Source organism: Candidatus Poriferisocius sp. (assembly GCF_965208355.1).
GTDB lineage: Bacteria > Actinomycetota > Acidimicrobiia > Acidimicrobiales > Bin134 > Poriferisocius.
Window position 1 is genome coordinate 360,704 of sequence record NZ_CBDBOM010000003.1, and the last position, 23,702, is coordinate 384,405.

Annotated in this window: 25 protein-coding genes; 13 read left to right on the top strand and 12 right to left on the bottom strand. The window is 61.3% G+C overall.

Annotation, left to right across the window (positions count from 1 at the left end):
• Positions 1 to 48: 48 nt before the first annotated feature.
• Both ACOGXH_RS02995 and pip read left to right on the top strand, forming a co-directional pair.
• Complete coding sequence (locus ACOGXH_RS02995) at positions 49 to 300, top strand: ribbon-helix-helix protein, CopG family (protein WP_419927633.1); 252 nt, start codon at positions 49 to 51, stop codon at positions 298 to 300.
• A gap of 99 nt (positions 301 to 399) precedes the next feature.
• Positions 400 to 1,344 (top strand): prolyl aminopeptidase, encoded by a 945-nt coding sequence (gene pip, locus ACOGXH_RS03000; RefSeq protein WP_419927634.1) that lies wholly within the window; start codon positions 400 to 402, stop codon positions 1,342 to 1,344.
• On the opposite strand, the gene ACOGXH_RS03005 is transcribed toward pip, so the two are convergent.
• Positions 1,341 to 2,315 carry an LLM class flavin-dependent oxidoreductase gene (locus tag ACOGXH_RS03005; protein WP_419927635.1) on the bottom strand — a complete coding sequence of 325 codons (975 nt, stop codon included), beginning with the start codon at positions 2,313 to 2,315 and terminating at the stop codon, positions 1,341 to 1,343. The two genes, pip and ACOGXH_RS03005, sit on opposite strands and share 4 nt — an antisense overlap.
• 60 nt (positions 2,316 to 2,375) lie before the next feature.
• Positions 2,376 to 3,488, bottom strand: a complete 1,113-nt coding sequence (locus tag ACOGXH_RS03010; RefSeq protein WP_419927636.1) for an LLM class flavin-dependent oxidoreductase — start codon at positions 3,486 to 3,488, stop codon at positions 2,376 to 2,378.
• A gap of 92 nt (positions 3,489 to 3,580) precedes the next feature.
• Between ACOGXH_RS03010 and ACOGXH_RS03015 the strand changes: the two genes are divergently transcribed.
• The 4 genes from ACOGXH_RS03015 (at position 3,581) to ACOGXH_RS03030 (ending at position 6,720) form a co-directional block, all read left to right on the top strand.
• Positions 3,581 to 4,519 (top strand): alpha/beta hydrolase, encoded by a 939-nt coding sequence (locus ACOGXH_RS03015; RefSeq protein ID WP_419927637.1) that lies wholly within the window; start codon positions 3,581 to 3,583, stop codon positions 4,517 to 4,519.
• Between the two features lie 63 nt (positions 4,520 to 4,582).
• Complete coding sequence (locus ACOGXH_RS03020; RefSeq protein WP_419927638.1) at positions 4,583 to 5,914, top strand: MFS transporter; 1,332 nt, start codon at positions 4,583 to 4,585, stop codon at positions 5,912 to 5,914.
• A gap of 66 nt (positions 5,915 to 5,980) precedes the next feature.
• The gene (locus ACOGXH_RS03025; RefSeq protein ID WP_419927639.1) at positions 5,981 to 6,295 is read left to right on the top strand and encodes a type II toxin-antitoxin system prevent-host-death family antitoxin; all 315 of its coding nucleotides are present in this window, start codon (positions 5,981 to 5,983) and stop codon (positions 6,293 to 6,295) included.
• On the top strand, positions 6,292 to 6,720 hold the full coding sequence (locus ACOGXH_RS03030) for a type II toxin-antitoxin system VapC family toxin (protein WP_419927640.1): 429 nt from the start codon (positions 6,292 to 6,294) through the stop codon (positions 6,718 to 6,720). The genes ACOGXH_RS03025 and ACOGXH_RS03030 overlap by 4 nt, the downstream gene beginning before the upstream one ends.
• A 146-nt stretch (positions 6,721 to 6,866) precedes the next feature.
• On the opposite strand, the gene ACOGXH_RS03035 is transcribed toward ACOGXH_RS03030, so the two are convergent.
• The 4 genes from ACOGXH_RS03035 to ACOGXH_RS03050 all read right to left on the bottom strand — a co-directional run bounded on the left by ACOGXH_RS03035 (position 6,867) and on the right by ACOGXH_RS03050 (position 9,436).
• A complete protein-coding gene (locus ACOGXH_RS03035) occupies positions 6,867 to 7,109 on the bottom strand; it encodes a hypothetical protein (RefSeq protein ID WP_419927641.1) in 243 nt (80 codons plus the stop codon).
• Positions 7,102 to 7,629 (bottom strand): AAA family ATPase, encoded by a 528-nt coding sequence (locus tag ACOGXH_RS03040; protein ID WP_419927642.1) that lies wholly within the window; start codon positions 7,627 to 7,629, stop codon positions 7,102 to 7,104. Before ACOGXH_RS03040 ends, ACOGXH_RS03035 begins: the two co-directional genes overlap by 8 nt.
• Positions 7,630 to 8,213: 584 nt before the next feature.
• Positions 8,214 to 8,846, bottom strand: a complete 633-nt coding sequence (locus ACOGXH_RS03045; RefSeq protein ID WP_419927643.1) for an alpha-ketoglutarate-dependent dioxygenase AlkB — start codon at positions 8,844 to 8,846, stop codon at positions 8,214 to 8,216.
• 92 nt (positions 8,847 to 8,938) lie between these two features.
• The gene (locus ACOGXH_RS03050) at positions 8,939 to 9,436 is read right to left on the bottom strand and encodes a Panacea domain-containing protein (protein WP_419927644.1); all 498 of its coding nucleotides are present in this window, start codon (positions 9,434 to 9,436) and stop codon (positions 8,939 to 8,941) included.
• A 181-nt stretch (positions 9,437 to 9,617) separates the two neighbouring features.
• Here ACOGXH_RS03050 and ACOGXH_RS03055 point away from each other — a divergent pair, with 181 nt between their 5' ends.
• Positions 9,618 to 10,199: a type IV toxin-antitoxin system AbiEi family antitoxin domain-containing protein gene (locus tag ACOGXH_RS03055; RefSeq protein WP_419927645.1), complete on the top strand. Its 582-nt coding sequence runs from the start codon at positions 9,618 to 9,620 to the stop codon at positions 10,197 to 10,199.
• Between the two features lie 78 nt (positions 10,200 to 10,277).
• Positions 10,278 to 10,499: a type II toxin-antitoxin system HicB family antitoxin gene (locus ACOGXH_RS03060; RefSeq protein WP_419927646.1), complete on the top strand. Its 222-nt coding sequence runs from the start codon at positions 10,278 to 10,280 to the stop codon at positions 10,497 to 10,499.
• A gap of 19 nt (positions 10,500 to 10,518) precedes the next feature.
• Here ACOGXH_RS03060 and ACOGXH_RS03065 read toward each other — a convergent pair whose 3' ends face one another.
• From ACOGXH_RS03065 to ACOGXH_RS03075, 3 genes are all read right to left on the bottom strand, one after another.
• The gene (locus ACOGXH_RS03065; RefSeq protein WP_419927647.1) at positions 10,519 to 10,779 is read right to left on the bottom strand and encodes a DUF4160 domain-containing protein; all 261 of its coding nucleotides are present in this window, start codon (positions 10,777 to 10,779) and stop codon (positions 10,519 to 10,521) included.
• A gap of 6 nt (positions 10,780 to 10,785) precedes the next feature.
• Positions 10,786 to 11,085, bottom strand: a complete 300-nt coding sequence (locus ACOGXH_RS03070; RefSeq protein WP_419927648.1) for a DUF2442 domain-containing protein — start codon at positions 11,083 to 11,085, stop codon at positions 10,786 to 10,788.
• Between the two features lie 65 nt (positions 11,086 to 11,150).
• Positions 11,151 to 11,948, bottom strand: a complete 798-nt coding sequence (locus tag ACOGXH_RS03075; RefSeq protein WP_419927649.1) for an LLM class flavin-dependent oxidoreductase — start codon at positions 11,946 to 11,948, stop codon at positions 11,151 to 11,153.
• Positions 11,949 to 12,223: 275 nt separating this feature from the next.
• Here ACOGXH_RS03075 and ACOGXH_RS03080 point away from each other — a divergent pair, with 275 nt between their 5' ends.
• Positions 12,224 to 12,514, top strand: a complete 291-nt coding sequence (locus ACOGXH_RS03080; RefSeq protein WP_419927650.1) for a HigA family addiction module antitoxin — start codon at positions 12,224 to 12,226, stop codon at positions 12,512 to 12,514.
• Positions 12,515 to 12,525: 11 nt separating this feature from the next.
• On the opposite strand, the gene ACOGXH_RS03085 is transcribed toward ACOGXH_RS03080, so the two are convergent.
• Positions 12,526 to 13,266 carry an LEM-3-like GIY-YIG domain-containing protein gene (locus ACOGXH_RS03085; RefSeq protein ID WP_419927651.1) on the bottom strand — a complete coding sequence of 247 codons (741 nt, stop codon included), beginning with the start codon at positions 13,264 to 13,266 and terminating at the stop codon, positions 12,526 to 12,528.
• 248 nt (positions 13,267 to 13,514) lie between these two features.
• Between ACOGXH_RS03085 and ACOGXH_RS03090 the strand changes: the two genes are divergently transcribed.
• From ACOGXH_RS03090 to ACOGXH_RS03105, 4 genes are all read left to right on the top strand, one after another.
• Complete coding sequence (locus ACOGXH_RS03090) at positions 13,515 to 14,144, top strand: hypothetical protein (protein WP_419927652.1); 630 nt, start codon at positions 13,515 to 13,517, stop codon at positions 14,142 to 14,144.
• A 963-nt stretch (positions 14,145 to 15,107) separates the two neighbouring features.
• On the top strand, positions 15,108 to 16,763 hold the full coding sequence (locus tag ACOGXH_RS03095; protein WP_419927653.1) for a DEAD/DEAH box helicase: 1,656 nt from the start codon (positions 15,108 to 15,110) through the stop codon (positions 16,761 to 16,763).
• Positions 16,764 to 17,133: 370 nt separating this feature from the next.
• A complete protein-coding gene (locus ACOGXH_RS03100; RefSeq protein ID WP_419927654.1) occupies positions 17,134 to 17,631 on the top strand; it encodes a hypothetical protein in 498 nt (165 codons plus the stop codon).
• Positions 17,632 to 17,791: 160 nt separating this feature from the next.
• Positions 17,792 to 19,603, top strand: a complete 1,812-nt coding sequence (locus tag ACOGXH_RS03105; RefSeq protein ID WP_419927655.1) for a GmrSD restriction endonuclease domain-containing protein — start codon at positions 17,792 to 17,794, stop codon at positions 19,601 to 19,603.
• Here ACOGXH_RS03105 and ACOGXH_RS03110 read toward each other — a convergent pair.
• Positions 19,596 to 22,931, bottom strand: coding sequence for a helicase-related protein (locus ACOGXH_RS03110; RefSeq protein ID WP_419927656.1), 3,336 nt, complete (start codon positions 22,929 to 22,931; stop codon positions 19,596 to 19,598). The genes ACOGXH_RS03105 and ACOGXH_RS03110 overlap by 8 nt on opposite strands.
• A complete protein-coding gene (locus tag ACOGXH_RS03115; RefSeq protein WP_419927657.1) occupies positions 22,918 to 23,676 on the bottom strand; it encodes a hypothetical protein in 759 nt (252 codons plus the stop codon). Before ACOGXH_RS03115 ends, ACOGXH_RS03110 begins: the two co-directional genes overlap by 14 nt.
• Between the last annotated feature and the right edge of the window lie 26 nt (positions 23,677 to 23,702).

The following is a 23,702-nucleotide window of genomic DNA, read 5'->3' on the forward strand; positions in this document are numbered from 1 at the left end:
GCCGCGTGTTGTCCGGGCCTTGATGGCCACTCAAGATAGGTTCTTTGCATGACGACGCTGAGTTTTCGGGTGGAGCCTGAAGTGGCAGAGAAAGTGAGAGAGATGTCGGTTTCTCTGGGGATTCCGAAATCCGAATTGATCCGCGAGGCGCTGCGTCGGCACCTCAACATGGTCGCTGCGCAGCATGATGCACTTGTGTATGAGAAGAGCCCACTCACACCCGGAGAACTCGCCTTTACTCCTGTAGAGCACAGGGCGCCTGCCGAAGACTGGTCGGAGTGGGCCGACGCAGCGGGGTGAGATCTGGATTGCCAACGCCCTTGGTGTCAATAGTCCTGCGCTCTTTCTTGGCGGCGATCCTGTTGCTTGTCGCCATGTTCCCGCGGAAGTGAGGCATTGATGGCGGGGTTGTTTCCGGAGATTGAGCCGTATGACGCTGGCCATTTGGACGTTGGCGACGGCAACAGTGTCTATTGGGAGACCTGTGGCAATCCGGAAGGGAAGCCAGCGGTGGTGGTGCATGGCGGGCCGGGGAGCGGCTGTACGCCGATGCATCGCCGGTTCTTCGACCCGGCGCTCTACAGGATTGTGCTGTTCGACCAGCGAGGCTCAGGCCGGAGCACCCCACACGCGGGCGATTTCGAATCCAGCCTGGAGCACAACACCACCGACCACTTGGTGCAGGACGTGGAGGCGCTTCGGTCCCATTTAGCAATCGACCGGTGGCTTGTTTTTGGCAACAGCTGGGGTTCGACGCTCGGGCTGGTCTATGGCCAACGGCATCCGGAGCGGGTCTCGGAGTTCGTTTTGCTGGCGGTGACCACTACTGATCGCGAGGAGATCCGCTGGCTGTATCACGGCGCCGGCCGCTTGTACCCGGAAGCATGGGAGCGATTTCACGCCGGGGCGGGGGTCAGCGGCCAAGAAGACGATCTCGTTGCCGCCTACTGCCGCTTGCTCAACAGCCCCGATCCGGTAGTCCGCGAGCAAGCTGCTGCCGAGTGGTGCCGGTGGGAGGACGCACTGGTTTCAGGCAGCGAGCCGAACCCCCGCTACGAGGATCCTCGCTTCCGCATGGGGTTCGCCCGCATCGTCACCCACTATTTCGACAATGGCGCCTGGCTGGAACCCCGTCAGATCGTCCGCAATGCCCACCGCCTGCACGGCGTTCCCGCGGTGTTGATCCACGGCCAGTTCGACCAAACCGCTCCACTCACCACCGCAAGGGAGCTAGCCGATGTTTGGTCGGACAGCGAGCTCGTTGTCGTCGAGGCTGGTCATCTCGCCGACGACCCAGCGATGGCGAAGGCGGCCGTCAACGCCTCCAACCGCTTCGCTCGCTAGAGGTGCGGTAGTACCTCGGTTTCGAAGAGGCGGAGGTTTTCCCAGGCTAGGGCGGGGTCGAGGCCGCCCATTAGGGGGTGGAACATGAGGGCGTCGAAGTCGCCCATGGCCTTGATCATGTCGATGGCCTCGGCTGGCGAGATCAACTGGTGCATGCCCATGGCCCGCAGGGCATCGGCGTCCTCGACCGGCTCGAAGCCGGTGGCTGCGCCCGACTCTGCGGCCCACTGGCCGTAGGCGTTCATCTCATGCAGGGCGTGGGGGGCCACCTTGGCCCAGGTGGCGTCGGGGTCGTGGGTGATGTGCAGGTAGCCGACGCCGCCGGAAGTGGCCGGGCCAGGATCATCACGCCCCAACTGGATGACCTCGTCGCGGTAGAAGTCCCAGAACTCGGGCATGGTGGGCAGGAACCCATCCGCGATGCGGGCCGCCCGCCGGGCCGCCTTCTCGCCGCTTCCCCCCAGCCAGATGGCCGGCCGAGGATTCTGGTACGGGGTGGGGGTGACCCGCACGGTGCGGCCCCGGAACTCGAACGGCTCGCCGGTCCACGCCGCCTTGAGGGTCTCCACCATCTCCTCGGTGAGGCGCACCCGGTCGCCCGTCGTATACCCGAACATCTCGAACTCCGACGGCACATAGCCCCCGGCCACCGTCACGCTGATGCGACCCTTGCTGATGCGGTCGAGCACGGCCAGGTCTTCGGCGATCCGCAGCGGGTCGTGCATGGGGGCGATCAGCGCCGCCAGCATGATGTGGATGTTCTCGGTGCGAGCGGCGATGGCCGAGGCCAGCGCCACCAGCGAGGGCAAATAGCCGTCGTCGGAGCCGTGGTGCTCCGACAGGGTGACCGAAACGAAGCCCAGGTCCTCTGCCCACACCGCCTGTTCGATGGCGGCGTGGTACAGCTCCTCCACCGGCACCGGGCAGATGTCGGGGCACCGGAAGTCGTAGCGGATGTTGAGCAGGGCCATGGCCGCCTCCAGTCTGCGGTTAGCTCTTTTTGAACGGGTGGTTGGCGGTCTAGGCGCCCCTTAGCTCTTCTTGAACTCCGGGATCACGTACTTGCCCATGAGCTCGATGGAGGTCATCACATCCTCGTGGGCCATCTTGTACGGGTTGAACAGGCAGAACAGCAGGTCGCAACCCACTGCCTCGTAACGCTTGGCGATCTCCACGCACCGGTCGGGGTCGCCGATCACCCCGGCGCCCGACTCCCAGATGTAGTCCATGGTGATCTGGCCCAGCAGGCCCTCGTCGCGGCTTTTGGCCGCATCGCCGGTGTACTCGTAGGTGCCCAGCTCGGCCACCTCCAGGTCGGCCAGGTAGTCGGCCACCGAGGCGATGAGCCCGCCCCCGTAGCCCGGATACCACACGAACGACTCCTCGGCGGCGGCCCGGGCCTTCTCGTTGGTCTCATTGCAGTGCACCATGGTGAAGGTGGCGGCCCGTTCGTTGCGGAACGCACCCACCGGCTCATCGCAGTCGGCGTGGCCCTTGCGGAAGGCCTCGAGCCGCTCGGCCAAGTCCTCGGGCGGCTGGCCCACGGTGAACGAGCACAGCCCGATGCCCCGCTTGCCGATCTCATAGTGGCCCGGCACCGAGCTGGTGGCCCCCCAGATGGGCGGGTGGGGATCCTGGCGGGGCTTGGGCAGCACCCGGCGCTTGGGCATCGACCAGTACTCGCCCTCGAACTCGTACTCGTCGTTGGTCCAGCAGCCCACGATGTGGCGCAGGGCCTCGTCCCACTGGGCCCGGGTCTCGTTGGGGTGGATGTTGAACCCCTCCAGCTCGGCCCGGGTGGACGAGCGTCCGGTGCCGAACTCCACCCGCCCGTTGCTGATCAGATCGAGCACCGCCACCGACTCCGCGGTGCGCACCGGGTGGTTGTAGGGCTTGGGCAGAAGCCGCACGCCGTAGCCGATCCGCATGTTCTCGGTGAGCGCCGCGATGTGGCCATACAGCACCTCGGGGTTGGAGCAGTGGGAGTACTCCTCCAAGAAGTGGTGCTCCACCGTCCAAAACGAGTGGAAGCCCATCTTGTCGCCCAGAACGGCCTGTTCGATGGTGTTCTGGTAGGCGTTGTACTCGCTCTCACGAGTCCAGGGCCGGGCCACCGGAATCTCGTAGAACATCGCGAACTCCATGCCATCCCCCTTGGGTGTCGGCGCTGTCTCCGGGCAGATGGTAAACGCCGCGACCCACAGCAGGCGCATTGGGCTCGGTTAGGGTGCGGCCCATGGCACTTGATCCGGCCGCCAAGGTCGTTATGGACATGATGGAAGAAAACGGGGTGAGCTTTGCGGGCATCGCCTCGCTGACCGCCGAGGAGTTGCGCAACCGCATGCAGCTGGGCGACGCCATGCCGGTGGAGGACGTGGCCCGCACCGAGGACCGGGTGATCTCCGGCGCCGACGGCAACGATCTGCCCATCAGGATCTACTGGGCCGAGGCCACCGACGAGCCTCGCCCGGTGGTGGTGTTCTTCCACGGCGGGGGATGGGTGATCGGCGGCATCGACAGCCACGACGGCCAGGTGCGCGAGATGGTGAACCGCACCGGCATGGTGTACGTGTCGGTGGACTACCGGCTGGCGCCGGAGGCCAAGTTCCCGGCCGCGGCCGAGGACTGCTACGCCGCCACCCAGTGGGTGGCCGCCAACGCGGCGGGCATCGGGGCCGACGCCTCCCGGCTGGGAGTGGCCGGCGACAGCGCTGGGGGCAACCTGGCCGCAGTTGTGGCCCAGATGGCCCGAGACCGGGGCGGTCCGGCCATCGCCCATCAGCTGCTGATCTATCCCTGCTGCGACATGGACTCCAATGCCTGGCCGTCGCAGACGGAGAACGGCTTCGACTATTTCCTCACCAAGGAGTCGATGGACTGGTTCTACGACCAGTACGCCGACGTCGCCGACCGCAACAACCCTTACGCCTCGCCCATCAAGGCGGCCGACCTCAGCGGACTGCCCCCGGCCTGTGTGATCACCGCCGAGTTCGACCCGCTGCGCGACGAGGGCGAGGCCTACGGGGCCGCCCTCCAAGAGGCTGGGGTGGCCTGTGAGGTCCACCGCTACGACGGCATGTTCCACGGCTTCTTCGGCATGACCCTGGCCATCCCCGGCGCCGTCGAAGCCCAGGAGACTGCCGCCGCCGCGGTGCAAACTGCCCTGTCGGGGTAGTCCCGGCGTGAAGCCCTGAGCACAGCCGCGGTCGGCTACGACGACCGCTACCGGTTCCGCCTGATGGCGGCCATCGTCCCCGTGCAGTTCGGGGTGAGCATGAGTCTGACGGTGATCGCCGTGGCCGTCGGCGACATCGCCCGCGACCTCGACACCGGAACCGATGCCGCCAGCTGGACGGTGACCGGGGCCATCTTGGCTTCTGCGGTGTCCACGTCGCTGGGCGGCAAGCTGGGCGACATCTACGGCCACCGCCGGGCATTTTTGGCCTCGGCGGTGATGCTGGTGGTGGTCACCCCTCTCAGCGGGCTGGCCTGGAACATCGAGAGCCTGATCGGGTTCCGGGTGGCGGCCGGGGTTGCCAACGGGGTGGCCACCGCGGCGGGCACCGCCATGGTGCTGCTGGCCTTTCCCATCGCCACCCGCTCCCGGGCCATCGGCTGGTACCAGTCGGCGCTGTCGGGGGCGCCCGCCATCGGGCTGATCGTGGGCGGGCAGATCGTCGAGCAGTTCGGCTGGCGGTGGGTGTTCGCCTTCTTCGGGGTGATTGCGGTGATCGGCCTGGTGACCAGCGCGACGGTGGTCCGCCCGATGGGCGGCGGCCTCGACGTGTCGGTCGACTACTGGGGCGGCCTCACCCTCACCGCCGGAGTGGCGCTGGTGCTGGTGGGGCTCACGCTGCTGGGCAACGACGGCGTGGGCACTTCGGTGAGCGTCATCCTCATGGCCGGCGGGGTTGTGTTTCTGGGGGCGTTCGCCCGCATAGAGCAGCGCGTGCCCGAGCCGATCATCAGCATGGCCTACCTGCGAAAGCGCAACTTCTCCATCCCCATATGGGTGGTCACCCTGGCCAACTTCTCGTTCATGGGCGGGCTGGTGGTGACCCCGTTCTTGTTCACTGAGCGGTTGGGCTGGGGCCTTGGGGCCGCAACCCTGCTGTTGGCGGTGCGGCCGATCACGTTCAGCACGTGCGCCTTTGCCGGGGGCTACATCCACCCCCGCTTGGGGGCCCGCATGACCCCGGTGGTCGGGTCGTCGCTGTTGGCGGTGGGCATGGTGTTCTTCGCCCTGTCGGCCTGGCAGGCGTCGCTGGGCTGGACGGTGGCGGGGCTGTTCGTTGTGGCCATCGGCCACGGCATCCAGCTCCCGTCGCTCACCACCACCGCCTCCGACGCCGTGGAGCCCGAGGACTACGGCGTGGCCTCGGGCATGCGGGGCACCCTCACCCAAGTCGGCGTCACCACCGGCATGCAGACCATGGTCATCATGATCGGCACCGACATCACCGGCAACTCCCTGGCCAGCTCCTACCTCCTCGGCGCCGGCGCCGCCATAGTCGCCGTAGCCCTCTCTCTCGCCATCTCCCCCGGATCAAGGACTGTCCGCACCCACTAGACAAGAGGACCAACAAATGTGACTATTTATATGGTCATAAATATCGGAGGCTGTTATCGTTGAGGGATGTCGCTGGATGTGCCGTATCGCACCATCTCCGCCGGGGAGTTCAAGGCCAAGTGCTTGAAGCTGATGGACGAGGTCAACGAGTCCGGGGAGCAGATCGTGATCACCAAGCATGGCCGCCCGGTCTCCCGGTTGGTGCCGGCTGGGTTTGAGCCCCGAGGGATTCAAGGGCGGTATCGGGGAATGATGCCCGGGATCGACGATCCCAGCGAAGGGGCCTATTCCGAGCAGGAGTGGGACGAGATCATGGCTGAGTGGGAAGACAACCAGCAGTGGTGGTCGGAGTCGGCCCTGCCCGATGAACCCGCTTCGTGATACTGCTGGACACCCACGTCCTGGTCTGGTGTGCCACCGGCGACACCACCAAGATGACCGGCGGGCGCATGGATCAGATCGACGCCGCGATCATCGAAGGCCAGGCCGCGGTGTCGGCGGCGACGTTCTGGGAGTTGGAGCTGCTGCGACGCAGGCCCGCCAACAGCTCGCTGCGACTGCCGCCCACGGCCAATCTGCGGCTGCGCCTGCTGTCTGACGGCCTCCGGGAGATCGCTCCCTCAGGAGACCTCATGGTGCGCGCCGTGCAGCTAGAAGACGAGGGCTTCCACTTGGACCCGATGGACCGCATGATCGTCGCCACCGCACTCCAAGGCGGGTTCCAGCTGGCGACCGCCGACGCCCAAATCATCTCCTGGGCCAACCACACCGGCCGCTTGGAACTATTCGACATTCACACCGACTGAACACCCCGGCGAAGATCGGCCCCCACTGCGTCTGTATTTCAGCACTTGAAACGTCAATAAAACCGCACTTAGATGTCATCCCTGTCACGACTCTGGGTCCCTGAGTGCCTGCTCAGCCCAAGACGATGCCGGTGCGGAGGATGCCCCTACTCGCTGGGTTGGAAGGGAGGCGGAATGAGGTCTTCGTACATGGCCGGATCGGGAGGAACAACTGCCATTTTGCCGTTGCGCCGCGTCACCACCCCCGTGCCGGTTTGATATGCCACGAGATGGGCTTGCTTGGCGGCCAGCTTCAACGACCGCAGGATGGATTCGGTCAACTCCTCGCCGCGCAGGATAGGGGGATGGTCGCCAGAGCCCTTCTGGTCGCTATCGCTCAGCTCAGTCATGGTTCACGCCTTGTTCGACAAGCAGCGGCACTGGTCCAGAGTTGTCCAACACTCTCCACTCGTCAACCCTACCAATGTAGAGCTCATGCAGATTCTGCAGGCCAGCATCGAAGCGCCTGCGAACCACATCTTCAGGCACCGAATGCCCTCCCTGTCTCACCCGCTCTGCCACCCGCCGCAACGCATCCTCAGGGCTGCCAAGGCTCAGATACACCAGGACAACCCAATAGCCGTCGCGTCGCCATCGATCGATGCGCCTCAGGTAGTTGCGGCCCGCCAGCGTGGTCTCGAAAGCAAAGCTGCGCCCCTGAGCAGCCAGACGGTTGATCTCGGCCAGCATCAGCCGGCCGGCCGCCGCTTCCACGCCTGTACCGCGATCTAGCGGTGACAACCCAGCAGCAATGAGATCGGCGTTGACGAAGTGCAGACCAGGCACCTCGGCTGCCAAATGACTCATCGCAAACGTGGTCTTTCCCGCACCGTTAGGGCCAGCAATCACGTAGATCTGCTTGTCGGCCATGCAGGAACACGATAGGCGGCTCGATGGGGTGTCTCATCAAGTGGTGTCGCCCGTTGGCCCCAATTTGATGCTTCGAATCCTCCGGACTCGTCGATGTAGCAGGAGTGCACGGTAGAAATGGAACTACGGTCGCCTTTGGCGACCGTAGTGTGTGGCGTTGGGTTTTGGGCCTAAGCGCCGATGTTTAATGCGCTCTCAGTTTATGCCTCAACAGAATTCAAGAGCCTCGCGGTTAGCCTAAGAGGGCCGCTGGAGCCAGGCCGATTGAAGGCCAGTGGAGAATTTGGCGCTCCTCGTCCAACCTGCAGTGGAGACCAGAGCTTGATCGAACGCCAAGAAGGGACCAGTGGACAATGACCAAACCACCAAATCCGGCAACGTGCTTCCGATGCGGCCAGCCCGGCCACCTAGCCCGGCAATGCGAACGGATCGCCCGCGGCGACAAATGCTTCCGATGCGGACAAACAGGCCATTGGACAGAAGACTGCCAACACCGCCAGCGATAAGCAACCGCAGCCCCGGGGTTCGTCAACACTTCGCAAACACCGCCCAAGGCTTAAGTGAAATCCGGGGAGGTGCATCAATCAGGCTTGCGGTAGCCCGGCTTCTGCAATGGTGCGAAACGTGATCGAAACGCGTCGCTTGCGCTCGATCTTTTGGCCGTTGCATGTGTCGAATTTCCGTTTCGCGATCCCATGTTGCCACTTGGAGCGGGCATCGCCGTAGAGAAGGACGAGGCTGCGCGGCTCCAAGCGCTGTGTGAATTCGTCGCCAGTGAAATCGCTGCAGAAGTCCATGTCGACCGCCGATCCCAAGCTCACAGTCGCAACAACAGGACCGAAACAGTCCCTGTCGATGTGGGGCGCGATCCCCTGCTTAGGCTCGTATTCGTTGATGATCGCCTGTTCGAACGGCTGGTGAGCGTCGAGCAACCGCTTCGCTTCCTCAGATGCAGCTTCACGCACCTTGTGCGACAGCTGTGCCAGCCACTCTGGCAAAGGCCCAATGCGAGCCGTCTCGTCGAGGCTGCGACTGGTGTAGTCGTACTTGTAGCCGAAGTGCAGCACACGCCGCGAGAGGTCGGTGAGCCACTCGGAGTTTTCGACATGAGCGAGCAGGCGTTCCTCATCGGAGGCGGCCAAGAAATCGGGGTGGTACTCAAGCCCTATCGGCGCAGCGCCTGTCTCCGTGTCTATCAGCGGTAGTTGCAGGCTCATCGGCTCAAGATCCAGCGCGATAGGGCATTTGTCTCCCAGAGATTGTCGTTGGTCATGGTGGTGGTTCGTGCTGAGCGCTACAGCTTTTCCGCTCAGCGGGGATCGGCAACAAATGGGCGGTCCCGTGGATGGTCCTTGAGTGCTTCACGAAGTGGCTCCAGCTCCTTCGGCAACTGCTGGGCATATTCCCGCATTGCCTCATAGGTGATGATCTGATTGGCGATCACGGTTCCGCCCGCTGTTGCCTCCACCCAGGGCCCCTCTTCGTGAACGAGCGCAACTAGGTCGTTGCTCCTTGTCCCACGGAATCTGGCGACCACGGACCTCATCACATTGTCTAGGTCTTGGGGAATGCTGCGAGACCTCGCACCCCTGCTGGGCCTGTCGTGCCAGACCTCTGCAACCACAGGCCCGTTCTCCCATGCCTCAATGCTCTCAGTAAACGCCGGATTGCCGTACCAGGCAAGATGCTCTGCCTGGATGAAGAAAAGAAGCTTGTGAAGGTTCAGTTTTGAGAGCCGCGGGATGCGGTTGTACAGCTCTTTTGCAATGGCAAAGGCGCTTGATCCCGCATTCGTGCTGCTGCTCATTTGGGGCTCCCAGGCTTCATGGGTCCAGGAGGATACCCGGCGGGTGTGACAGCATCCCTGCCTCGACAGGTGGGGTCGGTTCTGACTTCTGAGGAAAGGGGGTAGGACGAGACTCATGACGGTGCCGACCCTCCGTATGAATATGTAGCCAGATGGTATCTATCTGGCTACACTTTCATACATGTCTGCGAAAGCGATCACCGGTTTGCCGGACGTCTTCACTCATGCCGACGCGCGCCACGCGGGGATCTCTGATCGCGACCTGTATCAGATGCGAGATCGCGGCGATATTGACCGCATTGCCCGAGGCATCTACGCCCATCCAGGATTTGAGGCTGACCCTGATCTGGTTGAGATCGCCATCCGCTCGCCGAAGGCAACGCTTTGCTTGACATCGGCGCTGGCATACCACGACCTGACCGACGACATCCCGCCGGCCATCAACGTCGCACTGCCCCGGTCGCAACGGCCGCCCAAAACAGAGGCGCCGGTCACCTGGCACCGATTCGACTCCGACACCTTCGACGTCGGCCGCACGACGACTCCAGTTACCGACCGACTGGCCATAGGCATCTACAGCCCGACCCGGACCATCGTCGATGCGTACCGCCTGCGACACCTCTACGGAACCGACCAAGCTCTGGAAGCCCTCAAACGCTGGCTGCGAATCGGAGGAAACCAGCCGGCTGCGCTCCTGGACATGGCCAGTCGCTTCCCCAAGTCCGCTCCGGCAATCCGATTGACCCTCGAAACGCTCCTGTGACCGCCAGACCCGCTCTCGTGCAGGTTCATCTGTCTCCGATGCACCACTAGCCGGTAAATTTGCAACGGGAGGTCTGAGGTGAGCAGGCGCTTTACGGCGATCATCGAATCCGAGGGCGGTGGTTATATCGCATTCTGCCCGGAGGTCGATGTTGCAAGTCAGGGCGAGACGATCACCGGGGCACGAGAGAACCTTGCCGAAGCCCTCACGCTGTTCCTTGAGAGTGCATCTGTCGATGAGATCGAGCTGCGGCAACGCGAGGAGACCTATGTGACCCAAATTGAGGTCGACGTTGGTTAGCTGACACGCCCATTTTCTGTCAGCTGAGTGGGGCAATTTTGTCGGGGTTCGTGCCCTGGGCGAGCGCATCCCAGGCTGCACGAAGTTCCGAGCGATGCAGGTCGCTCCACTGGTCGACCAGATCATGGGCACGCTTCGGGAGTCGCCCTCGCAGCACTTGCGATGACTCGATGTCAAACATCGCCTCATGCTCGCCGAAGCGGGCGTGGAAATGAGGAGGGCCGTGATCACGGGCATACATCGTGATCACGATGCCGAAAAAGCGGCTGAGCTCCGGCACTGCCGGCTAGTCAGCGATGGCTGAGAGGTCTTCGGAGGACAGTTCGTCGAAGGATTGGCCAGTGACGTCGAGATAGAGGCTTAGCGGACAGACGTCGACTTCAGTGCCATCACCCCACGCCACCGCGCCGGAATCGGCCACGATATGGGCAGAGCGCCAGAAGTCATGATCGGTCCAGGCAGCGAAAACGCCGCCAAGCGCCGCGCTATCCGACAAATCAACAATGCCGGTGATGCCGTCATCGAACCGCAGCCAGAGCTTGTACGGCTCTTGAACCTCGAGTTCGACCACATGGGGCGACAGCATGAGACAAACGATACCGGCAATTCCCGCCAACCGCGAACGCCTCCATTCAACAGAAGGAAGTCGACCTACCGTTCAGCGAAACGGGAGATGAACCGCAACACCTGGTCTGGGGTGTTGCCGGGCCAGAAGGCGTGGAGCAGCCAGGTTGCCCCGGCTTCGATGAATGGCGCGGTGTCGATGCTGGGGTGGGCCGAGCAGGCGAAGTCGAACCCGTCGAGCGTGCCTCGCTGTTCGAACACGGCGTCGACGATGCGCTTGAAGCCCTCGACGTCGGTGTCGATCGGGTAGATGCCGTCGTATTGGGCTGCTCGCCGGGCCGGCGCCAAATACCCATGGGCGCAGCCAAACCAGATGGGGATGCGGGGGCGCTGGCCGTCCAGGCGATGGACCTGCACGTCATCGACCACCCAGGCATCGCTGCGGTGCTGCACCCGCTCTTCGGACCACAGGCGACACAGCAGCTCGGCCCCCTCGGTCAGCTTCGCCGCTCGCTCGGCCTGGTTATCGGGCTCGCCGAAGGCCGAGAGCTCCCGGGCCCGGTCGCTGCCCAGGCCGAGCCCGAGGATCACCCGTCCCCCGCTGAGCTGGTCGAGCGACAGCGTCGCCTGTGAGACGTTGATCAGCCGGCGACGAGGCAGCGGGGTGACCATCGGTCCGATCTTGATCCGCCGGCTGCGGGTTGCCGCGGAGGCCAGGGCAACCAATGGATCAGCAATCGCCCACTGGCCCTCAACAGGGCTGAGGACATGGTCCCAAACGAACACCCCGTCTACACCGGCCTCATCGGCAGCCTCAGCGATATCCCCAAACGCCACCAAGTCCGCCAGCTCCCCGAACAGCGGCATCGTCAACCCATGTCGCACGACCCCCGACCCTAGTTTGGAGATGGGCGAAGAAATTTCCGCTTTGACTTCCGTCGTGGTCAGCTAGTCTGTTCTTATTCCTCCCCGCTTGGCCTGCGTTGCAGGGCAGGCGGGGGTTTATTTTTTCGGAGCCATGTCTGGCACAAGAATCATCGACTTCAAGGGATAGGGGAGTGGCAGCCATGAGCGTCCTACAAGACATTGCCGTATGTACGATTGACGTACAGCGTCAATATCGATAGGTGGACTATCACTAGAAGGAAGGGGGATTGGGAATGTTGCAAAGAACTGTTCATCCAGGGGAGGTGCTCAAGGGCGAGTTAGAGGAGTTTGGAATCACGCCGACCGAGCTCGCCCGCCAGATCGCTGTGCCGCCCAATCGGGTGTCTCAAATCATTGCCGGCAAGCGGTCGATCACCGGCGATACGGCGCTTCGGCTCGGCCACTGGTTCGGCGTTGAGCCTCAGTTCTGGATGAACCTGCAAACCCAGCACGACTTGGCGATGGCGGTCCAGAAACACGGCGAAGCAGTGGAGGCACTGCCCACGGTTCGCCAGATCACCTAGCGGGCGCAATCTCAGCAGTTCACGTACTTGAAGGGTGAGGACTCACCCTGTTTGAAGAGGTGGCGCACGCTGGTGTTGCGGTAGTGCGCGAGCTCATCGGCAACCTCGCCGCTGAAGCCCCACCGCTTGCGGGATTTGCCGATGTCGTGTTCCCAGTCCCTGTCGCCTCGCTGTCGCTGTCGCCAGCTGTCAATCCGATACACCTCGCGGATGACTCCCCGGTTGACGGCAAAGGCGTAGTCGGCGCCATTGCGGCGGGGCCCAAGCGTCCACCAGCCTTGCGTTGTCTCGTACAGTTCCTCGGCGGACATCTCCGGTGACCAGAGCCGGGGAATCCGAAACAGGATCACCCGCTCTTTGATCTCAGGCGCTTGGGGAGCATCAAAGAGCGATATTGCGACATCAGTGGTCATTCGGCCCCGCCGCCAAACGTGATGTCCCTCGACCTTGTTGGTGAGCTCGTCCATGCCCAGCAGCTGAATTGCCGCTGCTTCGACCTCGAATGCCGTTCGGTCGGTGAGCCCGAACCGCAGCAGCTGGTGTTCGACTTGTTGGCCTGCGCCATGGATCTCCCTGATCCGATCCAACTTGTCGCTCGCCGCCTCCTCGTCGCCAAGGGCATCTTGGGCGTGGGCGAACACCCGGCTCCCGTTTCCCTTGCCCACATAGAAGACCTCGCCGTCGCGCGGATCAATCAACAGATAGACGTACGCCTTGAGCTGTTCGCTCACGTAGGGCGTGAATGCGCTCACAGACCGTGCCCCCGCCCGCAACACCTGTGACCTCTGTCTCTCACGGCACTAGGTCTACTGGTGGCCGAAGTCGCAGACACCATTTTTTGGCGCATCGATTTGTCGACACTTCATGCACCAGTCCTTCCGGCATCGGTCCACGCGTGCTTGCCCGTGGTATGAGGTCATCCATAAGATCAGCCTGCCTGTATCAGGCAGTCACCGTGGCAATTCATGCGGCCCAACCGCTTCCTTGGAGATAATCCACCATGGATCTATTCGTCTACGTCGTTACCCACGACGAAGGTTTCGCCCCCAATCCCTTCCACGGCTACTGCACCCTCGCCACATGCAAACCACGTATTCGACAGGGTGCAGAAATTGGAGACTGGGTGGTGGGTCTCGGGTCCACACAAAATGGTCAAGCTGGCAAGCTCATCTATGCCATGAACGTCGAAGAGGCAATGTCCTTCGACGATTACTGGAACGATCCCCGGTTTCAGAAAAAGAAGCCGAAGCAGACCAGCAGTCAAGAGTCTCAATGCGGCGACAACATCTATCGCAGCGATCCCCAATCTGGAGAGTGGATTCAGGCCCACAGTTATCACAGCATGGGGAACGGCTGCGCAGATCGTGATCACGTCAAACGCGACACAAATCCGCCGCGGGCACTGATTTCCAGGCGATTTGTGTACTACGGCAAGGGTGCCATCGACATCCCGAACCACATCTTGTTCCACGACAAACCAGACCGCTTCATAGGGATCCGCGGTCACCGGCGGAATTTCCCCGCAACCTTAGAAAATTCCATCGTCGAATGGCTCGAAGACCTAGTCCAATCCCCAGGCATCCACGACACCCCAACCCACTGGGACACCAACAACAAGCCTTCCTGCTAGTTCCCGTGCCCACCCTCGCGGATGCGCTGCCCTGGGCGCTATGGGAGATGAAACCACAGCGCGCCGTTTCGCCAAGACTTTTCCAACCCCGTGACCGTTCCACAGACAACACCGGTCTCCTATGGCCAGTGACGTGAGTCTGGAGGGACTAAGTGGGTGGTGCTTGGCGAAAACGGGCTGGGTCTTCAAGGTGCGGTGCCAGCCCATCCTGGAATTATCCTTAGCGGTCTTGGTGTCTGGGGACGGTTGCACAGGTGAGTGGGTTGGGGTGTTGATGAGCCGTCGGGCTTGCAGCTGCTCCTGGTGCGGCTACAGCTCATGGAGCCTCCTGTGAGCTCCGAACTACCTCCAAGCGGCACGCCCTCGACAGGGAGCCAGTCTCCTGAGCCTCCTTCGAAAGTAATAGGGCGCCTCAAAAAGCTGCGGTCTGGCATCGCGGCGGTGCTCGGCCTTCCTCGCTCCTGTCTCAATGCCGCCCGGGCTGCCTATCGGGCCGACCGCGAACGCGCAGTCCGCGCCCAACTTGCGGTGACACCTCTTCGGGAACTCAGGCGGTTCTCTGGGGGTCGGATCAGTTACGGCGCCATCGAAGCCGCCGGAATTCGAACCGTGGGTGCAGCCATGGCGACGAGCGCGTCTCGACTTGAATCGATCAGAGGTGTCGGGTCAACGAGTTCCTCGCGAATCCGCACTGCCGCCAAGCGGCTCGAGAACGAAGCTCGCAGGGGGTTGAAGGTCCGATTCGACATCGGAAGCCAGCCCAGAGAGCAGACCAATCTGCTGAATGCTCTTCGCGCGCTCGACGAAGCGCGCCGAAGCGTCAGGCCCATAACTCCCAGGCTCGAAGCGGCCAAGCGCCGTATCGACGCCGACTTCGCCGACGCCCGCGTCGCGGCCAGCAGGTTTCGGAGAGTGTTCGCAAGGCCGCGACGGAAGGAACGCTCAAGAGAAGCATTCGAACGAATGGTCGAGTTCCTGAACGAGCCAGAAACGGCAGCGCTTGAGACTGAGATCGCCGACATCAGGAGTCGCCTGGAGAAACCCCGCAGTGGCCGGACAGGGATCTGGGAGGAATACGCAGCGCAAGCCGCGACCTACAACGGGTTGCTTGCCGAGATTGAAGAGCTTGAGCTCGGCCCCGACCGGCAAGCAGGCCATCAAAGAGGCCGCCAACTAAAGATCGAAGCACGCAACGTCGGTCCGACTAGGCCGGACCGCCTTGGCGACCGGCAACTTCTGCCGGCGGACATTGCAGAACGAATCACGTCGTTCGACCTCGACGTGACACTGCTCGGCGCGTCCCTGCGCGGCTACCAAGACTTCGGAGCGAAGTTCGCTTTGGTCCAAAAGAGGATCATCCTTGGCGACGAGATGGGTCTCGGCAAGACCATTGAGGCGCTTGCGGTGCTATGCCATCTTCGGTCCCGCGGCGCGACCCACTTCCTCGTTGTTTGCCCCGCCAGCGTGCTGGCGAACTGGGAGAATGAGATTCAGCGCCACTCGCAGCTGCCTACCCCGTTGCGGCTCCACGGCCATCTCCGGGAACGCCTCCTCCGAAAATGGACACGAGAAGGCGGTGTGGCAATAACCACCTTCGACACCCTCCGCCTGCTGCACATGCCCACTACCGATATTGCCGCCGTCGTCGTCGACGAGGCCCACTACGTCAAGAACCCCGGAGCGCGCCGCACCGGCGCAGTCCTTGCCTGCCTAGAACGGTCAGAGCATGCGCTGTTGATGAGCGGCACACCGCTGGAGAACCGCCTGGAGGAGTTCCGGACTCTTGTCAACCACGTCCAGCCCGCCATCGCCACGCGTCTCCTCACCGTCGACGGACCCACCAGCGCAGACGCCTTCCAAAGGGCCGCCGCGCCCGTTTACCTGAGGCGCAATCAGACCGATGTTCTCGACGAACTCCCCGAGAAGATCGAGACAGCAGACTGGCTGCCGCTCGAAGGAGCGGCCGCAGACAGGTATCGAAGAGCGGTTGCCTCGGGGAACTTCATGGAAATGCGCCGAGCAGTGTTTCTTACCGACAACCCTGCCGACTCGCCCAAGCTGACCCGCTTGCGCGAGATCGTCGAAGAAGCCACAGACAACGATCGCAAGGTGATTGTGTACTCGTACTTCCGCGACGTGCTCAACCGTGTGCACGAAGCTCTCGGTCCGCTCGCCATGGGTCCCCTGACCGGCAGCGTGTCAGGACCACGCCGACAAGAACTGGTGGATGAGTTCTCCACTCGACGCGAGCCGGCAGTCCTCGTCAGCCAAATCGAAGCCGGCGGCATCGGACTCAACATCCAGGCCGCTTCAGTCGTCATCATCGCCGAGCCCCAGTGGAAACCCTCCACCGAAGAACAGGCCATCGCCAGAAGCCACCGCATGGGGCAGATTCGACCCGTAGAAGTACACCGACTGCTCACCGAGAACAGTGTCGACGAGCACATGCTCGCCATCCTCGCCCGCAAGTCGGCCCTCTTCGCCAGATACATCCGGCCCAGCGCCATGAAAGACGCCACCGCTGCTGCTGTCGACACCTCTGCGGCAACCTCCTCCCAATCAACCCAGGAGGAACAGATCATCGAAAGCGAGCGGCGCCGACTCGGGCTTGCCGCCTAGGCCACACCAAACAAACTCTCCAGAGCTCAGCGGACAGCGGGACCTCGACTCAACTGCTTCGATTGCGCGGTATCCGAGGCACGCCAAGGCTTGCTTGAAATCCGGGGAGGCGGATGAGTCAGGCTTGCGTTGGCCCGGCTTCTGCAATGGTGCGAAACGTGATCGAGACGCGTCGCTTGCGCTCGATCCTTTGACCGCCCCATGTGTCGGATTTCCGTTTCGCGAACCCATGTTGCCACTTGGAGCGGGCATCGCCGTAGAGAATGACGAGGCTGCGCGGCTCCAAGCGCTGTATGTATTCGTCTCCTGTGTCATCCGACAGGATTTGGCCTTACCGAGTGGCTGGAACCGCGGGCTATAGGGTGCGGACATGACCCCAGAGGACTACATGAACCTGCCGGTCAAGAGGCTGATTGTTGCTACTTTCGGCTGGCCAGGAGTGATCCTGGGAGCCGCTGGCAGCACCGGAGCGACTATTGCTGGGGACGAGTGGGCCGCTGGGGCAGATGAGGTTCTAAAAGTTTCCATCACGCCAGTAGCGGTGTTGGCAGCTGCAGCGGTGATGATCTTCCACAGTGCTGTCCTGTCTGGCCGCAATGTCCGTCCGGACGAAGGGGGTGCCCACGCTGCAGTGGCGATTATGACGATGACGCATTTGGTCGCCGCAGTGAGCTATTTCGGTGTCAGCATTGCAGCCCTTTCCTTGGAGGCTCAGGGGTATGCCAAGACGTCACTTGTGGTCATGGCATTCGGTCTGCTGGGGTTGGTGCTTGGGTCTCTGGTCATCTCCGGCTTCCGAATGGCTGATTTCTACCGGTCCGACCATGCCAGGGTGCCAGAAGGGAGCGGAGAAGACGACGACTCTTGAGTTCAATCGAGCACTCTTCGTTGGGGGCCATGAAGACGCTGCATTGCGCGGGGAGCCTCGTACGTCCGTCGGGCTCCAACAAGGGTGTTGCCCGCAAGCACTTATAGAGTCAGCAGATTGCAAAAGGCAACCTCAGTCCCAATGCGGGAGGTAAGTCGATATGAAGGAATCACAAAAGCCCGATCACGTGAGTCTAGGCAACATCGTCGGTCGCTTACGTGAGGGCCGGTACGTGATCCCTGATTTCCAGCGGGATTTTGAATGGGAGCCATGGGATATCAACGAACTTATGCGTTCTATCTTTCGCGACTATTTTATCGGAAGTCTGCTTCTGTGGAAAGGAAAAGTAGAGAACTTCGATGCATTGTCATGTGAGAACATTTATGGATTCGAGGGAGACGAGGGTCGAACTGACATAGTCCTAGATGGTCAGCAACGTCTCACGGCCATGTACTACGCGTTCATGGCTCCGGACGTACCAGCATCTAAGCGTCGCAATCGGTTCATCTACTTCATCAACATTGACCACTTTATGAATGAAGACTACGAAGATGCCTTTGTATATTACTGGACTAGACAAGGATCCAATCTCCTGAATGATCGAACGAGTCAGTTCGAAAATCACATGTTCCCGCTCGCGATAGTCGGAGCAGGTGGCTGGGAATTGGCCAACTGGGTGCAGGACTATGAACAGCATTGGAGTGAGGTTGCGGAGTCGGTTAACGAGACGGAGACCGAGAGTGCTTTGCGCTACGCATCGAATGCGAAGAAGTTCGGGACGCACTTGAAGGAGATCACTGAGCAATATCAGATCTCCTATATCGAATTAGATCGAGATCTTGAACTCGACAAGGTCTGCGAGATCTTTACTAAGATAAATAGCCGAGGCGTTCAATTGGATATTTTTGATTTGTTGAACGCGTTGTTGAGACCGAAAGATATACGGCTCAGACAACACCTCTGGCGAGAAGCATCACCTCGTCTGGAATTTCCGGCCACCGAACGGATGAATGTGTATGTGCTACAGGTTATGTCCATCCTCCGTCAGTCATATTGTTCTCCGAAATACTTGTACAACCTCATTCCGGGGAATCCGAGACAGGTGCGCGGCCCAGACGGCGAACTCCGGTCTGAGGTGCTAGTTGATGATCCAATTGAATTTGAGAATCTTTGGTGGAGTGCCGTCGAAGCATTGGAACAGGCAATCAACTCGCTTCGCCATCCTCAGGAATTTGGAGCGATTTCTTCTCAGTATTTGCCGTACACAGCGATTCTTCCGCCGTTCGCGGCACTACAGGCTGAAGCTAGGCGGCTTCCCGCCGACCAAAGACTTGATGCTGGGCGCAAGATCGAACTCTGGTACTGGGCTAGTGTTTTCACAAATCGCTATTCGCGTGCGGTCGAATCTACGAGCGCTCGTGACCATACAGACGTAAAGGCATGGTTTGCGGATCACAACGCCGAACCCGGGGTGATATCTGAATTCCAGAGAAGCGTTAGCGATCTTGATCTCAAACGTGAGGCCAGACGAGGCACTTCCGTGTACAATGGAATTTTCAATCTATTGGTGCTCAACGGCGCCCGTGATTGGATATCAGGTACCGCTCCTCAGCATGGCGATCTGGACGATCATCACATTGTGCCAAAGAGCCTCGGCGGTGACTACGGATTGCAGACTTCAATAGACACAATCCTGAATCGGACGCCTCTAACCGCCGAAACCAATCGTGACATCATCAGGGATCGACTTCCTAACGAATATCTGCCTGAACTTATTGAGACCAACGGCGAAGAAAATGTACGTAGGATTCTGCAATCTCATTTCATCTCAGACAAGGCCTTCAAATTACTAACTAAGGATCCGTTTTTGCCAGAAGATTTTGAGGGGTTCATCGAAGAACGAGAGCGAACACTATGCGACAGAATCGAGCAGTTGGCTCATCATGGCTGGATTAGTCAAGACCCTAGCTGAGCGCCAACCAGGTGACGAGGTGAACGTCGTCAAGGGTGATTTCGGGTAGGGGGTCGGGTGGGATGTAGGGCTCTAGACCGAGGGTGCGGATGACGCCCAGTATCTTTTCTGCTTGTTCAGCGGGGTCGTCGGTGCTGTTGATGGCGGCTTGGAATGTTCGGATGGTGCGCTCGGAGTAGGGGGCGTTGATGGTGTCGATGGCGCGGTCGATCTCGTCCTGGGTGATCTCGGGTGGTGGGTGCTCTCGAAGGATGTCGGCGGCTCGTCGAAGCCGTGGTGGGATTGTGGGTTCGAGATTGGCTTTGTCGGACATGAAGTTCCACCGGTTCACAATGTGCGCTCGGGCGGTCTCCCAGGCGCCGAAAGCGCCTTGAATGGCGGCATCATCTAGGAATCGTTCGGTGTTGAATCCGGCTATGGGTTTGGCTTTGTCGAGGCAGGCCAGAGTTTCGTCGACCACGGCGTCGTCGGCATCGCTCCCGGCATCGATAAAGCGGAATAGAGGGCGGGAATGGTCGCCGATTCGGGCACAGAACACGTATCCGGGCCGGCCGTCAGGGGCAGTTGAGGCCATGCCTGAGCCAGAACCCCACGGCAGGGACGTGATCTGGTTGGCCAGATCTGAGTCTTCCAACGCTTGGCGCAGCTCTTGGCGGAACTCCTCGCCTGACAGCGCTCCTCGACTTGTACCGCCCCGTTCGAAGATTGCTGCGTCTTCGTTGCGTATACGCTCGATTTCCTCCCGCGTTTCGGTGAAGATGATCTCGACCGGGGCGGCTTGATTGGGCAGCACTTCGCCGACGCCGATGCTGGCAGCGGCCTGGGCGATCTTGATGTGCAGCCGCTCTTCGAGGCCGAGCAGATCGTCGAGGCGGTCGTCGGGGAATACGCAGCGCAGAAACACCTCTTTGTGGCTGGAGCCGATGCGGTCAATGCGCCCGTGGCGCTGCACCAATCGCATGGGGTTCCACGGGAGGTCGTAGTTGATGATGTGGCGGGCTTGCTGGAGGTTGACTCCTTCGGCCAACACGTCGGTGGTGACCACGATGTCGAAGCGGTCGTCGTCGAACCCCTCTGGCGCGTCGGTGGTTTGGGGGGCGAATCCCCATAACACTGACTCTTTGCTCCCAGTGCCGGTCGTGCCAGATAGGGAAGCGATGCGGCCTCGGTAGGGGGCCAGCCGCCCGTCGTCCTCGGTGGCAGTCGCCAGATGTTCGAAGACCCAGTCGACTGTGTCGGCGTAGTAGCTGAATATGAGCACCTTGCGCCGGTCTCGTATGTCTTCAGGACCGATGCCCTCGGAAGCAGCTTCGGCAGCGATGTCGGCCAGCTCGTCGACAAGAGCAGCCAAGTTGGGATCGTCAGACCGGGTGACGGCGCGGGCCTCGGCGGCGAACGACTTGAGCAAGTCCCGGTCGCGGTGGACGTGCTCCCGAAGGCGGTCGACGTCATACCGGGCGGCGTCGTCCGTCACGCTGACGATGCCGTCTAGGTAGACGTCGAGCTGCTCCTCGTCCATCTCATCGGAGTCGGTGGCAATCCAATCGGCCAAAGCATCTCCGGTGGCTACCCGGCCGTTGTCAACCAGCGACAGGAAGGCGTCGTGGCTCGAAGCCATCCGCTCGCATGTCTCGGCAAAGGCGTAGGGCGACGACTCGAATCGTTTTAGCAACCCCGACCGCAGCAGTCCGGCGAGCTGCATCTCATAGGCATCGACCTCACGGTCGAGTCGATATTGAGAAGGCGAATACCGGGCCAGGCTGAGCACGTTGGGATCATCGGCATTGGCTTCGGGGTCAAGAGCACGAGCAAACCAGTCGAAGAAACCGGGCATCACATCGTCGAGCCTGTAATCCACCTTGTGCACCCGTGGAGTCGGAAAAACAATGAGCTGGTCCCGCCCACCAACCTTGATGGTGTCGTTGGGGTAGAAACGCTTGACGAACGACCGGGTGCGGCGCACTGCCACTGCGTCGAGCACGTCGAACAGGTGCTCGGGAGTGAGGTCGTCGGGATTGAGAGCCATCGCGTTGGCGAAGTGATCGCGAAGTGATCGGATGCCGGCGTCGGCGAAAACCGCGTCGTTGCGCAAGAAGTAGCCCAGCAGGTGGTAGAGATCCCACAAGCTGTTGTTCACGGGGGTGGCTGTGAGCATCACCAGCTTCTTGGGCGGCGACCCAGCCAACAGGCGTCGCAGCGCCTGGGCTCGCTGCGTGCCGGGATTGCGCAGATTATGGGCCTCGTCGATCACCACCATGGCGTAATCGTTGATGTCGGCCTCCAACTTGACGGCCGTGGTGTGCTCGGGGTTCAGGCGGGCGTCGCCCATCATGTCCTCGTACGACACCAACTCCATCGGCAACAGGTGCTCAGACTTGAATGCCCGCCACGGCCCGTCGCGCAGTGTGGCCGGGGTGATAACCAGGACCCGCTGTCGGCGATCAAGGGCCGCCTCCCGGATCAACTCCCCGGCCAAGAATGTCTTGCCCAAACCGACCTCATCGGCGATCAGCACTCCGTTGCGTTCATCCAATATGCGCCGAGCTCTCCACAGGCCGTCGGATTGGAACGCGGTCAGGTGGATCTGTGGGGCACCCTCCGCGGCAACCTCGGCTTCCAACTCCTCGCCGTAGAACTCCCACAGCATCCGCAAGTACACCAGCTGAGGAGAATGAGGCTGAAAACGGGCCTCGAACAGTGAGGCCAAGTCGTAATCGACCGCTTCGGCCCACAGCTCTTCGAACCACTCCTGTACCTGACCCACAACATGAGGGGAATAGTTGCCCAGATTCAGCTCCAGATTGGTGGCCAACCCCGCATAGGTGAAGTTGGACGAACCGGCCACCACCCCATGGGAACGGTCGCTTACCAAGAATGCCTTGCCGTGAAGAAACTGGCCCTCGAGACGGCGCACCTGGACTCTGCCCGACCGCAACCACTCCACCAAGCGCCGAGTCGCGGTATCGACCTCAAGTGTGAAGCCGAGATGATCCCGCTCGACGACGAGGTTCTGCTCATGACTGTCCAGAGCTTGACGTAACCTGGTATGCGCCGCCCGCTGCGGATTCGCTGATTCAGCCCGCAAAGCTCGCCGGCGGTTCTCTGGCGGAGACGGCTCCGCCCCCAACAGCAGCCGCACACCAGTGGCATGATCCAGCGAATCGGCCAAAAGCGAATAGCCACCGACATTGAAATAGGCGGTGGCAACATCCAGACAGGCCCCACCCACAAACCCAGTGGCCGCATGCGAAACAAATCCGGAGAGCGCCTCAGCAACAGTCTGCCCACCCCGATTGACGGCCAACTCAGGCTTCTCAACCCCGCTCATGCAGATTCCTGAAGTGGTTCAAAACAGCGGCGTGTCGGTCGGAATAGTCCACCGATTCGCTGAAAGTCTCGAAGACCACTGCTAGATCGTCTTCATCCAAGCCATAGAGGTAGGCAACGCAGGCGTCGAGTTCGCAGATGAGGTCCTGCTTGACGGTTTCATCGTTCGCCGACCCAACAGCCACTCCAACCTCCTCCGCCCACTCTGCAAATCGTTCGTCCACTGCGGCCAACCGACCAGCGATCTCGACGACACGGGCTGCGATTGGGTCCTCTTCCAGGTCGGCCAAGGGGATCGGAAGGTTGTTGAATATGTGGAAGTTGAAGTTCAGTTCAACGACTCGGCGGGCGTACCAATCCAAGATCATCGAAGACAGCACCCCGAGCAGGTAGGCCTCGTCGCGCAAGGTGCCCCTTGGCCACAATAGGTATGGAGCTGCATTTGTGATCACAACTTTTCCGGGTACCAGTGCAGTTACGACCGTTCGAGTGTTGGTGGGGTTTGTAACGTTTCTGAACGCAATTCGCGGCCTGAGACAGGGCAATGTCTTTCGGTCTTCGACGTGCTCTTGGGCGAACTCGGCAAACGGGGACTTTGGCGTCCTGTTTTGCCTGAGACGCTTCTCTTGAAGGTGAGCGGTGATCTCCTCTGCATCTACTGATGCATAGTGATCGCCAGTATCGGGATTCCAAAGATCGAACGACGCTCCCTTATAGACAAGCCATAGTTGGGCGCTCTCAGTCATTGCTGCCTTGCCACCGTCGAGGATGA

Bases quoted from the DNA above. Each gene is read 5' to 3' on its own strand.
- ACOGXH_RS03080 (WP_419927650.1), top strand. From the start codon at position 12,224: ATGTTGCAAAGAACTGTTCATCCAGGGGAGGTGCTCAAGGGCGAGTTA.
- ACOGXH_RS03105 (WP_419927655.1), top strand. From the start codon at position 17,792: ATGAAGGAATCACAAAAGCCCGATCACGTGAGTCTAGGCAACATCGTC.
- ACOGXH_RS03100 (WP_419927654.1), top strand. From the start codon at position 17,134: ATGACCCCAGAGGACTACATGAACCTGCCGGTCAAGAGGCTGATTGTT.
- ACOGXH_RS03010 (WP_419927636.1), bottom strand. From the start codon at position 3,488: ATGGAGTTCGCGATGTTCTACGAGATTCCGGTGGCCCGGCCCTGGACT.
- ACOGXH_RS02995 (WP_419927633.1), top strand. From the start codon at position 49: ATGACGACGCTGAGTTTTCGGGTGGAGCCTGAAGTGGCAGAGAAAGTG.
- ACOGXH_RS03040 (WP_419927642.1), bottom strand. From the start codon at position 7,629: ATGGCCGACAAGCAGATCTACGTGATTGCTGGCCCTAACGGTGCGGGA.
- ACOGXH_RS03015 (WP_419927637.1), top strand. From the start codon at position 3,581: ATGGCACTTGATCCGGCCGCCAAGGTCGTTATGGACATGATGGAAGAA.
- ACOGXH_RS03020 (WP_419927638.1), top strand. From the start codon at position 4,583: ATGGCGGCCATCGTCCCCGTGCAGTTCGGGGTGAGCATGAGTCTGACG.
- ACOGXH_RS03045 (WP_419927643.1), bottom strand. From the start codon at position 8,846: ATGAGCCTGCAACTACCGCTGATAGACACGGAGACAGGCGCTGCGCCG.
- ACOGXH_RS03050 (WP_419927644.1), bottom strand. From the start codon at position 9,436: ATGAGCAGCAGCACGAATGCGGGATCAAGCGCCTTTGCCATTGCAAAA.
- ACOGXH_RS03110 (WP_419927656.1), bottom strand. From the start codon at position 22,931: ATGAGCGGGGTTGAGAAGCCTGAGTTGGCCGTCAATCGGGGTGGGCAG.
- pip (WP_419927634.1), top strand. From the start codon at position 400: ATGGCGGGGTTGTTTCCGGAGATTGAGCCGTATGACGCTGGCCATTTG.
- ACOGXH_RS03055 (WP_419927645.1), top strand. From the start codon at position 9,618: ATGTCTGCGAAAGCGATCACCGGTTTGCCGGACGTCTTCACTCATGCC.
- ACOGXH_RS03025 (WP_419927639.1), top strand. From the start codon at position 5,981: ATGTCGCTGGATGTGCCGTATCGCACCATCTCCGCCGGGGAGTTCAAG.
- ACOGXH_RS03070 (WP_419927648.1), bottom strand. From the start codon at position 11,085: ATGCTGTCGCCCCATGTGGTCGAACTCGAGGTTCAAGAGCCGTACAAG.
- ACOGXH_RS03095 (WP_419927653.1), top strand. From the start codon at position 15,108: ATGGTCGAGTTCCTGAACGAGCCAGAAACGGCAGCGCTTGAGACTGAG.
- ACOGXH_RS03090 (WP_419927652.1), top strand. From the start codon at position 13,515: ATGGATCTATTCGTCTACGTCGTTACCCACGACGAAGGTTTCGCCCCC.
- ACOGXH_RS03005 (WP_419927635.1), bottom strand. From the start codon at position 2,315: ATGGCCCTGCTCAACATCCGCTACGACTTCCGGTGCCCCGACATCTGC.
- ACOGXH_RS03115 (WP_419927657.1), bottom strand. From the start codon at position 23,676: ATGACTGAGAGCGCCCAACTATGGCTTGTCTATAAGGGAGCGTCGTTC.
- ACOGXH_RS03035 (WP_419927641.1), bottom strand. From the start codon at position 7,109: ATGACTGAGCTGAGCGATAGCGACCAGAAGGGCTCTGGCGACCATCCC.